The 16,298-nt window shown below is 32.5% G+C and carries 10 protein-coding genes; all 10 read left to right on the top strand.

Annotation, left to right across the window (positions count from 1 at the left end):
• Positions 1-83: 83 nt before the first annotated feature.
• Entirely contained in the window at positions 84-1,259 is a 1,176-nt protein-coding gene (locus AC2TEO_RS16790; RefSeq protein WP_442265926.1) for a 2-isopropylmalate synthase, read from the top strand.
• Positions 1,259-2,641: a 3-isopropylmalate dehydratase large subunit gene (gene leuC, locus AC2TEO_RS16795; RefSeq protein ID WP_442265927.1), complete on the top strand. Its 1,383-nt coding sequence runs from the start codon at positions 1,259-1,261 to the stop codon at positions 2,639-2,641. The genes AC2TEO_RS16790 and leuC overlap by 1 nt, the downstream gene beginning before the upstream one ends.
• Positions 2,641-3,219: a 3-isopropylmalate dehydratase small subunit gene (gene leuD, locus AC2TEO_RS16800; RefSeq protein WP_442265928.1), complete on the top strand. Its 579-nt coding sequence runs from the start codon at positions 2,641-2,643 to the stop codon at positions 3,217-3,219. Before leuC ends, leuD begins: the two co-directional genes overlap by 1 nt.
• Before the next feature lie 15 nt (positions 3,220-3,234).
• The gene (gene leuB / locus AC2TEO_RS16805; protein WP_442265929.1) at positions 3,235-4,350 is read left to right on the top strand and encodes a 3-isopropylmalate dehydrogenase; all 1,116 of its coding nucleotides are present in this window, start codon (positions 3,235-3,237) and stop codon (positions 4,348-4,350) included.
• A gap of 390 nt (positions 4,351-4,740) precedes the next feature.
• Complete coding sequence (locus AC2TEO_RS16810; protein WP_442265930.1) at positions 4,741-5,751, top strand: outer membrane beta-barrel protein; 1,011 nt, start codon at positions 4,741-4,743, stop codon at positions 5,749-5,751.
• A 27-nt stretch (positions 5,752-5,778) separates the two neighbouring features.
• Entirely contained in the window at positions 5,779-7,113 is a 1,335-nt protein-coding gene (locus AC2TEO_RS16815; protein WP_442265931.1) for an ammonium transporter, read from the top strand.
• 162 nt (positions 7,114-7,275) lie between these two features.
• Positions 7,276-11,784, top strand: a complete 4,509-nt coding sequence (gene gltB, locus AC2TEO_RS16820) for a glutamate synthase large subunit (RefSeq protein ID WP_442265932.1) — start codon at positions 7,276-7,278, stop codon at positions 11,782-11,784.
• 3 nt (positions 11,785-11,787) lie between these two features.
• Complete coding sequence (gene gltD, locus AC2TEO_RS16825) at positions 11,788-13,251, top strand: glutamate synthase subunit beta (RefSeq protein ID WP_442265933.1); 1,464 nt, start codon at positions 11,788-11,790, stop codon at positions 13,249-13,251.
• 469 nt (positions 13,252-13,720) lie between these two features.
• A complete protein-coding gene (locus AC2TEO_RS16830; protein ID WP_442265934.1) occupies positions 13,721-14,608 on the top strand; it encodes a branched-chain amino acid transaminase in 888 nt (295 codons plus the stop codon).
• A gap of 2 nt (positions 14,609-14,610) precedes the next feature.
• Entirely contained in the window at positions 14,611-16,287 is a 1,677-nt protein-coding gene (gene ilvD / locus AC2TEO_RS16835) for a dihydroxy-acid dehydratase (RefSeq protein ID WP_442265935.1), read from the top strand.
• Positions 16,288-16,298 lie beyond the last annotated feature (11 nt).

The following is a 16,298-nucleotide window of genomic DNA, read 5'->3' on the forward strand; positions in this document are numbered from 1 at the left end:
ATCGTAAAGATATGGGTGAAATCAAAAGAGATTTTAAAGCCAATATATAAATTTGAGTTAGATAATAACAACTATTAGTTACAATGAAAGATAATAAAATCCAAATTTTTGACACCACTCTTAGAGATGGAGAACAGGTGCCAGGCTGTAAGTTAGATACTAATCAGAAACTAGTAATAGCTGAACGATTGGATAGCATGGGGGTTGATATTATAGAAGCTGGATTTCCAATTTCAAGTCCTGGTGATTTTAATTCAGTGAATGAAATCGCAAAAATAGTTAAAAATGCTACAGTTTGTGGTTTGTCAAGAGCTGTGCAAAAAGATATTGAAGTTGCAGCTGAAGCATTAAAATATGCAGTAAAACCTAGAATTCATACAGGTATAGGTACAAGTGATTCTCATATAAAACATAAGTTTAATAGTACTAGAGAGCAAGTAATTGAAAGAGCAATTGCAGCTGTTTCTCATGCCAAAAAGTATGTGAATGATGTTGAGTTTTATGCAGAAGATGCTGGTAGAACAGAAAATGAATTCTTAGCAAAAGTTTGTGAAGCTGTAATTAAAGCTGGAGCAACAGTTTTAAATATTCCTGATACCACAGGATATTGCTTGCCAGAAGAATATGGAGCGAAAATAAAATACTTAAAAGATAATGTGAAAGGAATCGATGATGTTATCATTTCTTGTCATTGTCATAATGACCTTGGTTTGGCAACTGCAAATTCAATTTCAGGAGTTGTAAACGGAGCTAGACAAATAGAGTGCACAATTAATGGAATTGGTGAACGAGCTGGAAATACAGCTTTAGAAGAGGTGGTTATGATTTTAAAACAACATCCTTATTTAAATCTTCATACAGATATCAATACAAAATTATTGTATGATACAAGTTTAATGGTGAGAGAAAAAATGGGAATGCCTGTTCAACCTAATAAAGCTATTGTTGGAGCAAATGCATTTGCACATAGTTCTGGGATCCACCAAGATGGAGTGATTAAAAATCGTGAAACTTATGAGATTATCGATCCAGAAGAAGTTGGAGTAACAGAAAGCGCAATAGTTTTAACAGCAAGAAGTGGACGAGCAGCTTTAGCATACCGAGCTAAGAAAATTGGTTATGAATTGACTAAGGTTCAGTTAGACAAAGCATATCAAACTTTCTTGCAATTTGCTGATAAACAAAAAGAAGTAATAGATGAAGACATTCATCTAATCATGAAAAAAGTTAGTAATATTTCAAAAATAGCAATCGCATAATGGGAAAAACATTATTCGACAAAGTGTGGGATAAACATGTAGTAGATACTATAGAAAATGGTCCGCAAATATTATATATCGATAAGCATTTAATTCACGAAGTTACAAGTCCTCAGGCTTTTAATGAACTTAAAGAAAGAGGGGTTTCAATAGCAAGGCCAGATAAAATCGTAGCAACTGCAGATCATAACACACCTACTGTAAATCAGCATTTACCTATTAAAGATGCTTTATCCAGAAATCAATTAGAACAATTAGAGAAAAATTGTAAAGAAAATGATATTACGTTGTATGGTTTAGGTCATAAATACAATGGAATTGTTCATGTTATGGCTCCAGAATTAGGAATTACACAACCAGGAATGACAATGGTGTGTGGTGATAGTCATACATCTACTCACGGTGCTTTTGGAACTATTGCATTTGGAATAGGTACAAGCCAAGTGGCGCAAGTTTTTGCAAGTCAATGTTTGTTGATTCAAAAACCGAAAAGTTTAAGAGTTAGCGTAAACGGAAAACTTAAAAAAGGAGTATTACCTAAAGATGTGATTTTATATATCATATCTAAGTTAGGAACAAATTCAGGAACTGGATATTTCTGTGAATATGCAGGAAATGTATTCGAAGAAATGTCTATGGAAGGTAGAATGACAGTTTGTAATATGAGTATTGAAATGGGAGCTCGTGGAGGTATGATTGCTCCTGATCAAACTACTTTCGATTATGTTGAAGGAAGAGAATTTGCTCCTAAAGGCGAAGAATTTCAATCTAAAGTAAATTATTGGAAAACATTAAAGACTGATGAAGACGCAGTTTTTGATCAAGAATATTCTTTTGATGCTGAAGATATAGAGCCCATGGTTACTTATGGAACTAATCCAGGAATGGGAATTAAAATATCAGAAAGCATACCGCAAAATAGCGATGAATCTTTCGAGAAGTCATTGTCTTATATGAATTTCAAAAAAGGAGAAAGTTTAGTAGGGAAGCCAATAAACTATGTTTTTATAGGAAGTTGTACAAATTCAAGAATTGAAGACTTTAAAGTTGCTGCTAGTTTTATTAAAGGAAAACAAAAAGCAAAAAATGTAAATGCTTGGTTAGTTCCAGGTTCACAACAGGTGGCTAAACAAATAAAGGATGAAGGTTTACAAGAAATATTTGAAGCTGCAGGTTTCGAATTACGTCAACCTGGGTGTTCTGCTTGTTTAGCAATGAATGATGATAAAATCCCAGAAGGAGAATACTGCGTGTCTACATCTAATAGAAATTTTGAAGGAAGACAAGGACAAGGTGCTAGAACAATTTTAGCAAGTCCTTTAGTTGCAGCAGCAACAGCAGTAGAAGGAAAAATAATTAATATAACGGAACATTTAAACTAATGGAAAAGTTTCAAATATTAAAAGACACAGCGGTACCGTTACCCGTAGAAAATGTTGATACAGATCAAATTATTCCTGCTCGTTTTTTAAAGGCAACAGATAAAAAAGGTTTTGGAGATAATGTATTTAGAGATTGGAGGTTCCATAAAGATGGAAGTGTAAATAAAGATTTTGTTTTAAACAATAAGAATTACAAAGGAAGTATTTTAATTGCTGGAGATAATTTTGGTTGTGGTTCTAGTAGAGAACATGCAGCTTGGGCTTTAGCAGGTTATGGTTTTAAAGTAGTTATTAGTAGTTTTTTTGCTGATATTTTTAAAGGAAATGCTTTAAATAATGGGATTTTACCAATACAAGTAACTCCTCAATTTTTAAGTGATTTATTAAAAGAAATAACTAATAATCCTAATACAGAATTAACTATAGATCTTGAAAATCAAAGTTTAAAAACTACAGTTGGAACGGTAAATTTTGATATTAATCCCTATAAAAAGTTGTGTTTATTAAATGGTTATGATGACATAGACTTTTTAATTAGTAAAAAAGAAGAAATACAAGCATACGAAACATCGTTGTAAAAAGAATACAAGTATATGAAATTTAATATAACAGTAATTCCCGGAGATGGTATTGGTCCAGAAGTAATAGATCAAGCTAAAAAAGTATTACAAGCTATTGGTGAAGTTTACGATCATACTTTTGTGTATGATGAGGTACTAATGGGAGCTTGTGCTATAGATGAAACAGGAAACCCATTACCTGAGAAAACTTTAGCTTCTTGTAAGAAAAGTGATGCAATTTTATTTGGAGCTATCGGAGATCCAAAATATGATAATGATCCTTCAGCTAAAGTAAGGCCAGAACAAGGGTTATTAAAATTAAGAAAAGAACTTGGTTTATATTGTAACATTAGACCAGTTAAAGCATATGATGCATTGATAAAAAACTCACCTTTAAAAGAGAACATTATTAAAGGAACAGATATTGAAATTTATCGAGAATTAACTGGTGGTATTTATTTTGGTATAAAAGAATTAAGTGATGATGGTAAGATAGCTTTTGACGGATGTTCTTATTCTGTAGAAGAAATTGAGAGAATGGGACATTTAGCTTTTAAATCAGCCAGAAACAGAAGAAAAAAATTAACATTAGTCGATAAAGCCAATGTGTTAGAAACTTCTCGATTATGGAGAAAAACGATTACAGCTTTAGCGAAAGAATATCCAGATGTTGAAGTAGATACAATGTTTGTAGATAATGCAGCAATGCAGTTAATCTTAAATCCAAAACAGTTTGATGTTATTCTTACAGAAAACTTATTTGGAGATATTTTATCAGATGAAGCAAGTGTAATTGGAGGTTCTATAGGTTTGTTAGCTTCAGCTTCAGTAGGAGATAAAGCAGCTTTATTTGAGCCTATACATGGTTCTTTTCCGCAAGCAAAAGGTAAAGATATAGCAAATCCACTAGCTTCTATTTTATCGGCGGCAATGCTATTAAGACATTTAGATTTAGAGACAGAGGCTACAGTGATTGAAAACGCTGTACAAAAGTCTTTAGAATTAGGAATAACAACACAGGATATTGATTCTGAGAACGATTTTACTACCTCAAAAGTTGGAGATTTTATAACCGATTATATCCATAATCAGGAGGATAGTAATATTAATTTTACAAATGTCCATATGGGACAGAGTACTATAATTTAGTTAAGTTTTGTTTTGAATTTAAGCACTCCTAAATTTGGGGTGCTTTTTTATTTGCGTTATTTTTAATTTTTATGTTAAAAAAATATTTTTTATTTATTTTAAATGAAGTTTTTGATTATTTGATTGTTGAATTTTTTTGTTTTTTAATTTTTTTTTAAAAAAAATGCATTTTTATGAGATTCGTAATTTCAATCACTTCGTTTAAGTATTTCATAATTACAATATCTTTTTAATATTTGGAATTATCGTATTGTTATTTTTAACAGTTTTTTTTTGACTATTAACTTTTTGAATACAACGTTTTCGTTTGTTTTACAGGTGGTTAGGTTTTGTTTTTTGCTTGTTGGTATTTAGTTTTGGTAGGCGATTAACTGATTCAAATTTTTAATTATGTCAAGTGTAAAAAAACTAAAACTTTTTATTTTAACGTGTTTATTACATGTAACTATTATTGCTCAAGAAAAAGAGAGTAAGAACAATTTTTCAATTACCGGAAGTGTAGATGTTTATGGAACAACAAACTTAGCCGACAATGCACGAGGCACTATTGGAGTTTTATCTTCAAATAGCGCAGGAGAAGGCGCGCATGGTTTTGGTTTAGGAATGGTAAATACTATTTTTTCTTATGACTTAGGAAAAGCAGGTGTTGTAGCTGACTTAGCTTTTGGACCAAGAGCAAATGCAGCTAATGCATATGAAGGAAATATCAATCAATTATATGTGTATTATAAAGCTTCTGATAAAATCACGATTTCTTTAGGACAATTCAATACATTTTTTGGATATGAATTGATTTCGCCAGTTGATAACTTTAATTATTCTGTTTCTTATTTATTTAATGCAGGACCATTTTCTCACACAGGTATCAAAACTGATTATCGAGTTTCAGAAGATTTGTCTTTTATGTTAGCGGTTACAAATCCTCATGCATTAACAGCAGGAACTAATATTACAAATGATTTTCAGTTTGGTTTTCAAGCAGGATATAAAGATCAATACTTAAATATAGTTTATGGAGCTGTAGATACTTCTGGAATAGATGATGTTTTCTTTATCGATTATACAGGAGGCTTTAATGCTTCAGAATCTTTTTATGTAGGAATAAATGCAGCATATTCTAATTCAAGTGAAGCAGATGCTGGATATTATGGAGCGGCATTGTATTTACAAAATTCATTTTCAGAGACTTTTGCTTTAGGTTTAAGACCAGAATATTTTACAACTACAGCAGGTAGTGTAGATTCTAGTGTTTTAGCATTAACTCTTTCTGCAAATCAATCATTAACAGATAAACTTAAGATAATAGGAGAAGTAAGATTCGATACTTCAGATGATGTTCCAGTAATTGGAACAAAAGAAAATGTTACAGGTTTAACATTAGCAGCAGTGTACAAATTTTAACTAACAAAGATTTAATTATATATTATTATGACTGACTTTTTATTAACTATCGCAGAGCCAGAAGTAGTTCAAGATGTAGCAAAGCAAGTAGAGGCTATCAAAGGAGATTTATCTATGCTATGGATACTATTGTCTGGTATACTTGTATTTTTAATGCAAGCTGGATTTACTTTAGTAGAATCTGGAATGACAAGATCTAAAAACGTGGTAAATATTGCAATGAAAAATGCTTTAGATATTGCAGTAGGATCACTTGTGTTTTGGGCTGTTGGATATTCATTAATGTACGGTAGTACAAATGGGTGGATTGGATGGAGTGGATTTGCTTTTTACAATAAGCAAGACCCTTCAGATTTATTTTTCCAAACAGTATTCTGTGCTACTGCAGCAACGATTGTTTCTGGAGCAATTGCAGGTAGAACAAAATATACTACCTATATCATTTTCTCTGTAGTTATGACAGCATTAATTTATCCAATTGCAGGAGGATGGCAATGGAATGGAGATGGTTGGTTAGCTAAGCAAGGTTTTATTGATTTTGCAGGTTCATCAATTGTACATTCAGTTGGAGGATGGGCTGCATTAATTGCTGCTATTTTAGTTGGACCTAGATTAGGAAAATATACTAAAGATGGTAAAGCTATTACTATTCAGGGGCATAATAAATTATTAGCAACTCTAGGTGTATTTATTTTATGGTTCGGATGGTTTGGTTTTAATGGAGGTTCTCAATTAGCTTGGGGAGGTGATGATTCGGTAGGAGCTGCAAAAGTAGTCTTGTTAACAAATTTAGCTGCAGCTGCAGGTACTTTAGGAGCGTTAATTATTTCTTGGATGAAATATAAAAAACCAAATTTAGATATGACATTAAATGGAGCCTTAGCTGGTTTGGTAAGTATTACTGCAGGTTGTGGAAACATGACGGAAGGCGGAGCGGTGTTAGCTGGTTTAATTGGAGGAGTTATCGTTGTATTTTCTATGGAATTTATTGAGCAAAAATTAAAAATAGATGATGCTGTTGGAGCTGTTTCTGTTCATGGTGTTGTTGGCGCTTGGGGAACTTTAGTAATTGGATTATGGGGGGTGGATGGAACTACTGGTATTGGGTTATTTAACGGTGGCGGAGCTACGCAATTTTTAACACAATTAATAGGTACGGTTGCTTATGCAGTTTGGGCTTTGGTAACATCTTTTGTGTTTTTATTTGGTCTCAAAAAAACTATTGGTTTACGAGTGACAGAAAAAGAAGAAATAGAAGGGTTAGATTTATCAGAACATGGTGCATTAGCATATCCTGGTAAGAGAAATAGAGGTAGTGAATACCTTGAAGAAAAGAAAGAAAAAGAATTAGAACTTGTATGATTTTGTTTAATAATAATTAAATGAAATCTAAAAGTGAAGTAAAAAAGATTGATGTATTAACTAATACAACACAATTAAGCTTTACTTAAATGAGAAATGTATAATTCATTTTATGCATTTCTCATATTACACATAAACAAACTAACAAATCAATTTTTTTATATGAAAGATCAAGGTTTATATTTAAGTGAATTTGAAAGAGATAATTGTGGGGCAGGATTTATATGTAACTTAAAGGGTGAAAAATCGAACCAAATTATACACGATGCTCTAGAAATTCTAATAAAATTAGAGCATAGAGGAGCTGTTAGTGCAGATGGTAGAACCGGAGATGGAGCTGGAATTTTAATAGATATTCCTCATGACTTTTTTAAAAGAGTATGTGATTTCGAATTACCAGAAATAAAAGAATATGCAGTCGGACAAGTTTTCTTACCAAGAAAATTCAATCAAAGCAGTTATTGTGAAACTGTTTTAGAAGATGAATTTAAAAAGCAAGGATTAAAAGTTTTGGGCTGGAGAGATGTTCCTGTAGATACGTCTAATTTAGGAGCAATAGCTGCAAAAACGCAACCAAAGATTAAACAGGTTTTTGTAACCAAAGGAGATAAAGATTTAACAGATTTACAATTTAATGCGAAGTTATTTGCAGCTAGAAAAATTAGCGAACATAGTATCGGTAAATCAAAAATCTCTGAATCTAATTATTTCTATTTATCAAGTTTATCAACAACTACATTAATCTACAAAGGATTATTAATGCCTGAAGATATTGGGCGTTTTTATGTCGATTTAAGACAACCTGATTTAGTTACTAGATTAGCATTAGTACATCAACGATTTTCAACAAATACTTTCCCTTCATGGGATTTAGCTCAACCGTTTAGGTTCATGTGTCATAATGGAGAGATTAATACACTAAAAGGTAATGTTAAAAGAATGTTAGCTCGTCAAGAGTTAATGGAATCAGATTTATTCGGTGATGATATGAAAAAGTTATTTCCTATTATCACGGAAGGAAAATCAGATTCTGCTTCCATGGACATGGCAGTTGAGCTGTTGTTAATGACTGGTAGATCACTTCCTGAAGTAATGATGATGTTAGTTCCAGAAGCTTGGGAAAAGGATACTACTATGAGTGCAGAAAAAAGAGCATTTTATGAGTATAATTCTTGTATTATGGAACCTTGGGATGGGCCAGCTTCTGTTCCTTTTACCGATGGAAATTATATTGGAGCTTTATTAGATAGAAACGGATTAAGACCATCAAGATATACAGTTACCAAAAGAGGTAATGTGGTTATGTCTTCTGAAATTGGAGTATTAAATATTAAACCAGATAACGTAGTTAAACATGGTAGATTAGAGCCAGGAAAAATGTTCTTGGTTGATATGAATGCAGGAAGAATCATTGAAGATGAAGAAATAAAGAACAAAATTGTTTCTAAACATCCATATAAAGAATGGTTAAAAGAGCATTCACTACCATTAGCAGATATACCTTATACAAACAATTCTATACCTAAAGAGAAAACAGATTACAAAACAAGATTACGTTTATTTGGTTATACTACAGAAGAGATAGATCATTTAATAGCACCTATGGCTATTAATGGTAAAGAAGCTATTGGTTCTATGGGAACTGATACTCCTTTGGCTGTGCTTTCAGATAAATCTCAATTACTTTATAATTATTTCAAGCAGTTATTTGCACAAGTTACAAATCCGCCTTTAGACGGAATTAGAGAAGAAATCATCACAGATATTAGTTTAGCATTAGGTTCAGATAGAAATATTTTCCATGTAATACCAGAGCAAGCTAAGAAGCTCAGAATCCAAAACCCTGTAATTTCAAATGAAGATCTAGATAAGATTAAAAATTTAGAGCATGATGATTTTAAAGCAGTAACTATTCCTATGCTTTTTCCTTTAGAAAAAGGTGTTAATGGTATAGAGAATGCATTAGAAGGAATTCTATATAAGGCAACTGTTGCTGTTGAAGATGAAGGAGTGAATATTATTATTCTTTCAGATAGAGGTGTGAATAAAGAATGGGCGCCAATTCCAGCATTATTAGCATGTTCTTATCTGCATAATTCAATGTATAGAAAAGGAACACGTTCTAAAATTGGAATTATCATAGAGAGTGCAGAGCCAAGAGAACCGCATCATTTCGCAACTTTGTTTGGTTATGGGGCAAGTGCTATTAATCCGTATATGGTTAATGAAATTATAGCGCGTCAAGTAGAGAAAGGAGAAATCTCAGATATTCAAGTAGGAAAAGCAGTTAAAAATTTCAATAAAGCAATTGGTAAAGGTTTGTTGAAAATTATGAATAAAATTGGTATTTCAACTTTACATTCATATAGAGCTTCTCAAATATTTGAAATTTTAGGATTAAAGAAAACATTTACAGATAAGTATTTTCCAGGAACACCTTCAAGAATTGGAGGGATTGGATTATATGTGCTTCAAAAAGAGATTTATAAAAGATGTACAGAGTCATTTAGAGAAAAAGATATCGATTCAGTTTTAGATTTAGAAATTGGAGGTGATTATCGTTGGAGAAGAAATGGCGAACGTCATATGTTTAATCCAACTACAGTTTCTAAATTACAGCAAGCAGTTCGTTCTAAAAGCAAGGAAAGTTATAAAGTTTATGCAGATAAAATCAATAAGCAATCTAAGGAATTAATGACGCTTAGAGGTTTGTTTGAGTTTGTAAACTTAGATCCTATTCCGATTGAAGAGGTAGAACCTTGGACCGAAATTGTTAAGCGATTTAAAACAGGAGCAATGTCTTATGGTTCTATAAGTCAAGAAGCTCATGAGAATTTAGCAATTGCAATGAATAGAATTGGAGGAAAATCTAATTCTGGTGAAGGTGGAGAAAATAAAGAGCGTTTTAAGAAATTATCTAATGGCGATTCTAAGAATAGTGCTATTAAACAAGTAGCTTCAGGTAGATTTGGAGTTACAAGTAATTATTTGACAAATGCTAAGGAAATCCAAATTAAAATGGCTCAAGGAGCTAAGCCTGGTGAAGGCGGACAATTACCAGGAAAAAAAGTACTGCCTTGGATTGCAGAGGTTAGAAATTCTACACCTTATGTAGGTTTAATTTCACCGCCACCACATCACGATATTTATTCTATCGAAGATTTAGCACAACTAATTTTCGATTTGAAAAACGCTAACAGAGAAGCAAGAATTAATGTAAAGTTGGTTTCTAAAGTTGGTGTTGGAACTATTGCTGCTGGAGTTGCAAAAGCAAAAGCAGATGTGATTTTAGTTTCTGGTTTCGATGGAGGTACAGGAGCTTCTCCTTTAACATCTTTAAAACATGCAGGTTTACCTTGGGAATTAGGAATTGCTGAAGCGCAACAAACTTTAGTGATGAACAATCTCCGTAATCGTGTAGTTTTAGAGTGTGATGGACAATTAAAAACAGGTAGAGATGTTGCTATTGCTTGTTTGTTAGGAGCGGAAGAATTTGGTTTTGCAACAGCGCCATTAGTAGCTTCTGGTTGTATTATGATGCGCCAATGTCATTTAAATACTTGTCCAGTAGGAATTGCTACGCAAGATCCAGAGCTTCGTAAAAACTTCAAAGGAACTCCAGAGCATGTAATTAACTTCATGTATTTCGTAGCAGAAGAAGTGCGACAAATTATGGCAACTTTAGGATTCAGATCTATCAAAGAAATGGTAGGACAGGTTGAAAAGTTAAATGTAAATAAAGCTGTAGATCATTATAAAGCAAAAGGAATAGATGCTTCTGCAATTCTTCACAAAGTGAATTCAAATGAGAATCCAATTTTATACAATACAGAAAAACAAGATCATGGCCTAGAGAAAGTTTTAGATCTTAAGATTGTAGATGATGCTAAAGGAGCAATAAAAAATAAAATTAAATCAGAATTTACTTATGAAATTCAAAATACAAACCGTTCAGTAGGAGCTTTAACAAGTAATGAAATTTCAAAACTTCATGGTGATGAAGGGTTGCCAGAAGACACTTTAACGTTACAATTTAAAGGTTCTGCTGGACAAAGTTTTGGTGCTTTCGCAACAAAAGGTTTAAAAATGGTTGTTAATGGTGAAACTAACGATTATTTAGGTAAAGGATTATCTGGAGCCAAAATCATTGTAAAAAAACCAGATGAGGCCGATTTTATTGCCGAAGATAATATCATTGTTGGAAATGTATGTTTCTATGGAGCTGTAAAAGGTGAAGCTTATGTAAACGGTGTCGCAGGTGAACGTTTTTGTGTAAGAAACTCTGGAATCACAGCCGTTGTAGAAGGAATTGGAGATCATGGTTGTGAGTATATGACAGGAGGTAAAGTTGTTGTACTTGGTAAAACAGGACGAAATTTTGCTGCAGGAATGAGTGGAGGAATTGCATATGTTTATGATCCATCTCATCAATTTAGAAACGAGTTGTGTAATCTAGAAATGGTAGAGTTGATTCATTTAGAAACTGAAGATCAGAAAGATTTAAAAGAATTAATACAGAAACATGTAGGGTATACAAATAGTACTTTAGGAGTTAAAATATTAGAAGAATGGGAAGTTAATAAAATGGATTTCATTAAAGTATTCCCAACAGATTATAGGTTAGCTTTAGAAAGAATAGCGCAAGAAGAAACAACTAAAATAACTGCATAGATCATGGGAGAATTAGGCGGATTTAAAAAATACAATAGAAAACAAGAGACAAATACAGCTGTTAAAGATAGAGTAAGGAATTTTAAAGAATTTACAAGTCCATTATCAATTACAGAGCAACAAAAACAAGGTTCTCGTTGTATGGATTGTGGAATTCCTTTTTGTCATAGTGGTTGTCCTCTAGGAAATTTAATTCCTGATTTTAATGATATGGTTCATAAAGGAGAATGGAAAAAAGCATTAGATATTTTACATTCTACTAATAACTTTCCAGAGTTTACTGGAAGATTATGTCCAGCTCCTTGTGAAAAAGCTTGTGTTTTAGGAATTATAGATCAACCAGTTTCTATAGAAAATACAGAAAAGTATATCGTAGAAAAAGGATTTGAAAAAGGTTGGATAAAACCAAAACTTCCAAATTACAGAACAGGAAAAAGTGTTGCTGTAGTAGGTTCTGGTCCTGCTGGTTTAGCGGCTGCTCAACAATTAAATAGAGCTGGGCATTTGGTAACTGTTTTTGAAAGAGAAGATGAAGTAGGAGGTTTGTTACGTTACGGGATTCCTAACTTTAAACTAGAGAAAGAAGTTATCGATAGAAGAGTAAAAATTCTAGAAGCAGAAGGGATTACATTTAAAACAAATGCAAATATTGGAGTAAATGTTTCTGTTGATAAACTAAAAGAGTTTGATGCTGTAGTATTATGCGGCGGAGCTACAAAAGCTAGAGCGTTAAATATTCCTGGAAGTGATGCAAAAGGTGTACACCAAGCGATGGATTTTTTAACAAAGCAAACAAAAGCGTTATTTAATTCAGATTTAGAAAGTGAAGTTATTAGTGCTAAAGGTAAAAATGTAATTGTAATTGGAGGAGGAGATACAGGTTCAGATTGTATTGGAACTTCTAATCGTCATGGAGCAAATTCGATAACTAATTTCGAAATTATGCCAAAACCTCCTAAAGCAAGAAGTGTACAAACACCTTGGCCATTTTGGCCTTTACAGTTAAAAACTAGTTCTTCTCACGAAGAAGGTTGCGATCGTAATTGGCTTATTAATACAAAAGAATTTATAAAGAATGATAAAGGTGAACTTATTGCATTAAAAACTGTAGAAGTAGAATGGAAAGTTATTCCAGGTGAGCGTCCACAGCTTATAGAGATAGAAAACACGGAAAAAACTTGGCCTTGTGATTTGGTATTTTTGGCTTTAGGATTTACTGGTCCAGAGAAAACATTACCAGAGTTATTAAATTTAGATTTAGACATTAAATCTAATATTAAAGCAAGTACAAGTAATTATCAAACGAATGTTCCAAATATATTCACTGCGGGTGATATGAGAAGAGGTCAATCACTTATTGTTTGGGCTATTTCAGAAGGAAGACAAGCAGCTCATCATGTAGATGCTTATTTAATGGGAAGCTCAAGTTTACCATTAAAAGACAGTAATGATTTGTTAAGTGCATAATGTTTTTTTAAAATTGATTAGGATAATTCAAAAAAAAATAACAATATTTGCACTATCAGATGAATACAAGAATTTTAAATATCATTTCTATCATTGTCGTTGTGATTATTATTTCACAAGGATAAGGGAAGTGATATTTAAATTTTAAGATATAATTAAAGGCTTCCTAAATTTTAGGAAGCCTTTTTTAGTTTATAAACATGAACATTATAGTAAACATTATTATTAGCGTAGTCATTATTAACTCACCACCGAGTTGATATAGTTTGCTATTGTATAAAAAGGCCTGTATCAATTACTTGATACAGGCCTTTTTTTTAACTATTGATTGTCGTGTTGTTGTTTTGTTATGTTGTTGATTATTAGGTTTTTGTGTGTTTTTTAAAAGTGTTAAAAATCATAAGGAGCAAAATTTTAAAAACTAAATAAAAAAGGGATAAAATAAATTAGAATTATAAATAGATGAATCATGTATTTCAACGAAAAAAGTATTGTTTTTTTTAATGGAGAATTTATCAAAGCAACAGATGCTAAGATGAATATGTATAGTCAAAGCTTACATTATGGAAATGGGGTTTTTGAGGGTATACGTTCCTATAAAACAGAAAATGGAACTAGAATTTTTAAGTCGTACGAACATTATAAAAGATTAAAGTATGGAGTCGATGTAATGGGGATACAATTTAAGTATTCTGAAGAAGAATTAACAGAAATTACTTACAAACTTTTAGAGTTAAATAATCTCCAAGATGCTTATATAAGACCTTTGGTTTTTACTGGAGAAAATATGGGGTTAGCAACTTCACCTGAAACTAATTTAGTCATACAATGTTGGGAGTGGGGAAAGTTAATGGGAGATAAATTATTACGAGTAAAAACTTCAAAGTTTCAAAGACCTAACCCGAACTCTTGTTTTGTTGAAGCTAAGATTACAGGTCATTATGTAAACTCAATTTTATCTACGAATGAAGTAAAAAGCCAAGGTTACGATGAGGCTTTGCTACTAGATATGAATGGAAATGTAGCAGAATGTTCAGGAGCTAATGTTTTTATGCAGAAAGATGGGAAATTATATACTCCACCTAAAGGTCATATTATGGCTGGAATTACTAGAGCTACAGTAATAGATTTATGTAAAAAAGAAGGTATTTCAATACAAGAAAAGCATTTTACTCTAGAAGAATTAAAAAAAGCAGATGCTTGTTTTTTTACAGGAACAGCTGCTGAAGTTGTTGGTTTAGAGTCTATTGATGATTATAAATTTCCAATGGATTGGAAAATATCACATGGATATAATTTAATGAAACTATATAAAGCAGAAGTACTAGAAGAAAGAGTACAAGAAAAAGCATTTTAAAAATGGAATTAAATAAATTTAGTAAACAAGTAACTCAAGATGATACACAGCCAGCTGCTCAGGCTATGTTGCATGCAATTGGTTTAACAAATGAAGATTTAAAGAAACCATTGGTAGGAATTGCAAGTACTGGATATGAAGGTAATCCTTGTAATATGCATTTAAATGATTTGGCAAAGTTGGTGAAGAAAGGAACCAAAAATGTCGATTTAGTAGGTTTAATTTTTAACACTATAGGTGTTTCTGATGGTATATCAATGGGAACACCAGGTATGCGTTACTCTTTACCATCAAGAGATGTAATTGCAGATTCTATGGAAACTGTAGTGCAAGCAATGTCATATGATGGCTTAGTTACTGTTGTGGGGTGTGATAAAAACATGCCAGGAGCTTTAATGGCGATGTTACGTTTAAACAGACCTTCAGTTCTTGTTTATGGAGGTACAATTGCTTCAGGGCACCATGGAGGGAAAAAATTAGATATTGTTTCTGCTTTTGAAGCTTGGGGAAGTAAAGTAGCGGGAACCATAACGCAACAAGAATATCAAAATGTAATAGAAAAGGCTTGCCCTGGAGCTGGAGCTTGTGGTGGTATGTATACAGCCAATACAATGGCTTCTGCAATAGAAGCTTTAGGTATGAGTTTACCATATAATTCTTCTAATCCAGCAATTAGCAATAATAAAGAAGAAGAAGCTGTTAGTGCTGGAGAGGCACTTCGAGTACTTTTAGAAAAAGATATAAAACCTTCTGATATAGTTACAAAGAAATCACTTGAGAATGCAGTTCGTTTAGTAACAGTAATGGGTGGTTCTACTAACGCAGTTTTACATTTTTTAGCTATTGCAAAAGCTGCTGATGTAAAATTTACATTAGAAGATTTTCAGCGTATTTCAGATGAAACCCCTTTTCTAGCTGATTTAAAACCAAGCGGACGATATTTAATGGAAGATGTACATAGAGTAGGAGGAACGCCAGCTGTATTAAAATATCTTTTAGAAAAAGGATTACTACATGGTGATTGTTTAACAGTTACAGGAAAAACTTTGGCTGAAAATTTAATAGAAGTTCCAAGTCTTACTAACGGACAAGAAGTGATAAAGTCTGTTGATAATCCAATTAAAGAAACTGGACATTTAAGAATGTTATACGGAAACCTTGCTAAAGACGGATCTGTAGCAAAAATTACTGGTAAGGAAGGATTGTTTTTTTCTGGAAAAGCCAAAGTTTATGAAGGTGAATTTGCAGCAAATGATGGAATAAAAAATGGAGAGGTTAAAAAAGGTGATGTAGTGGTAATTCGTTATGAAGGACCAAAAGGAGGGCCAGGAATGCCTGAAATGTTAAAACCAACAGCTGCTATTATGGGAGCTGGACTTGGTAAAGAGGTAGCTTTAATTACAGATGGTAGATTTTCTGGAGGAACACACGGATTCGTAGTGGGGCATATTACTCCTGAAGCTCAGGAGGGTGGAGTAATTGCTCTGGTAAAAGATGGAGATGAAATTTCTATTAACGCACAAACAAATACAATTAATCTTGAAGTTTCAGATGAAGAATTAGAAACAAGAAGAAAAGAATGGAAAGCTCCTCCATTAAAAGTAAAGAGGGGAGTACTTTATAAATATGCAAAAACAGTAGCATCTGCATCTAATGGATGTGTAACAGATGAATTTTAAAAAGTAACAAC

Source organism: Tenacibaculum aquaeponti (assembly GCF_057221555.1).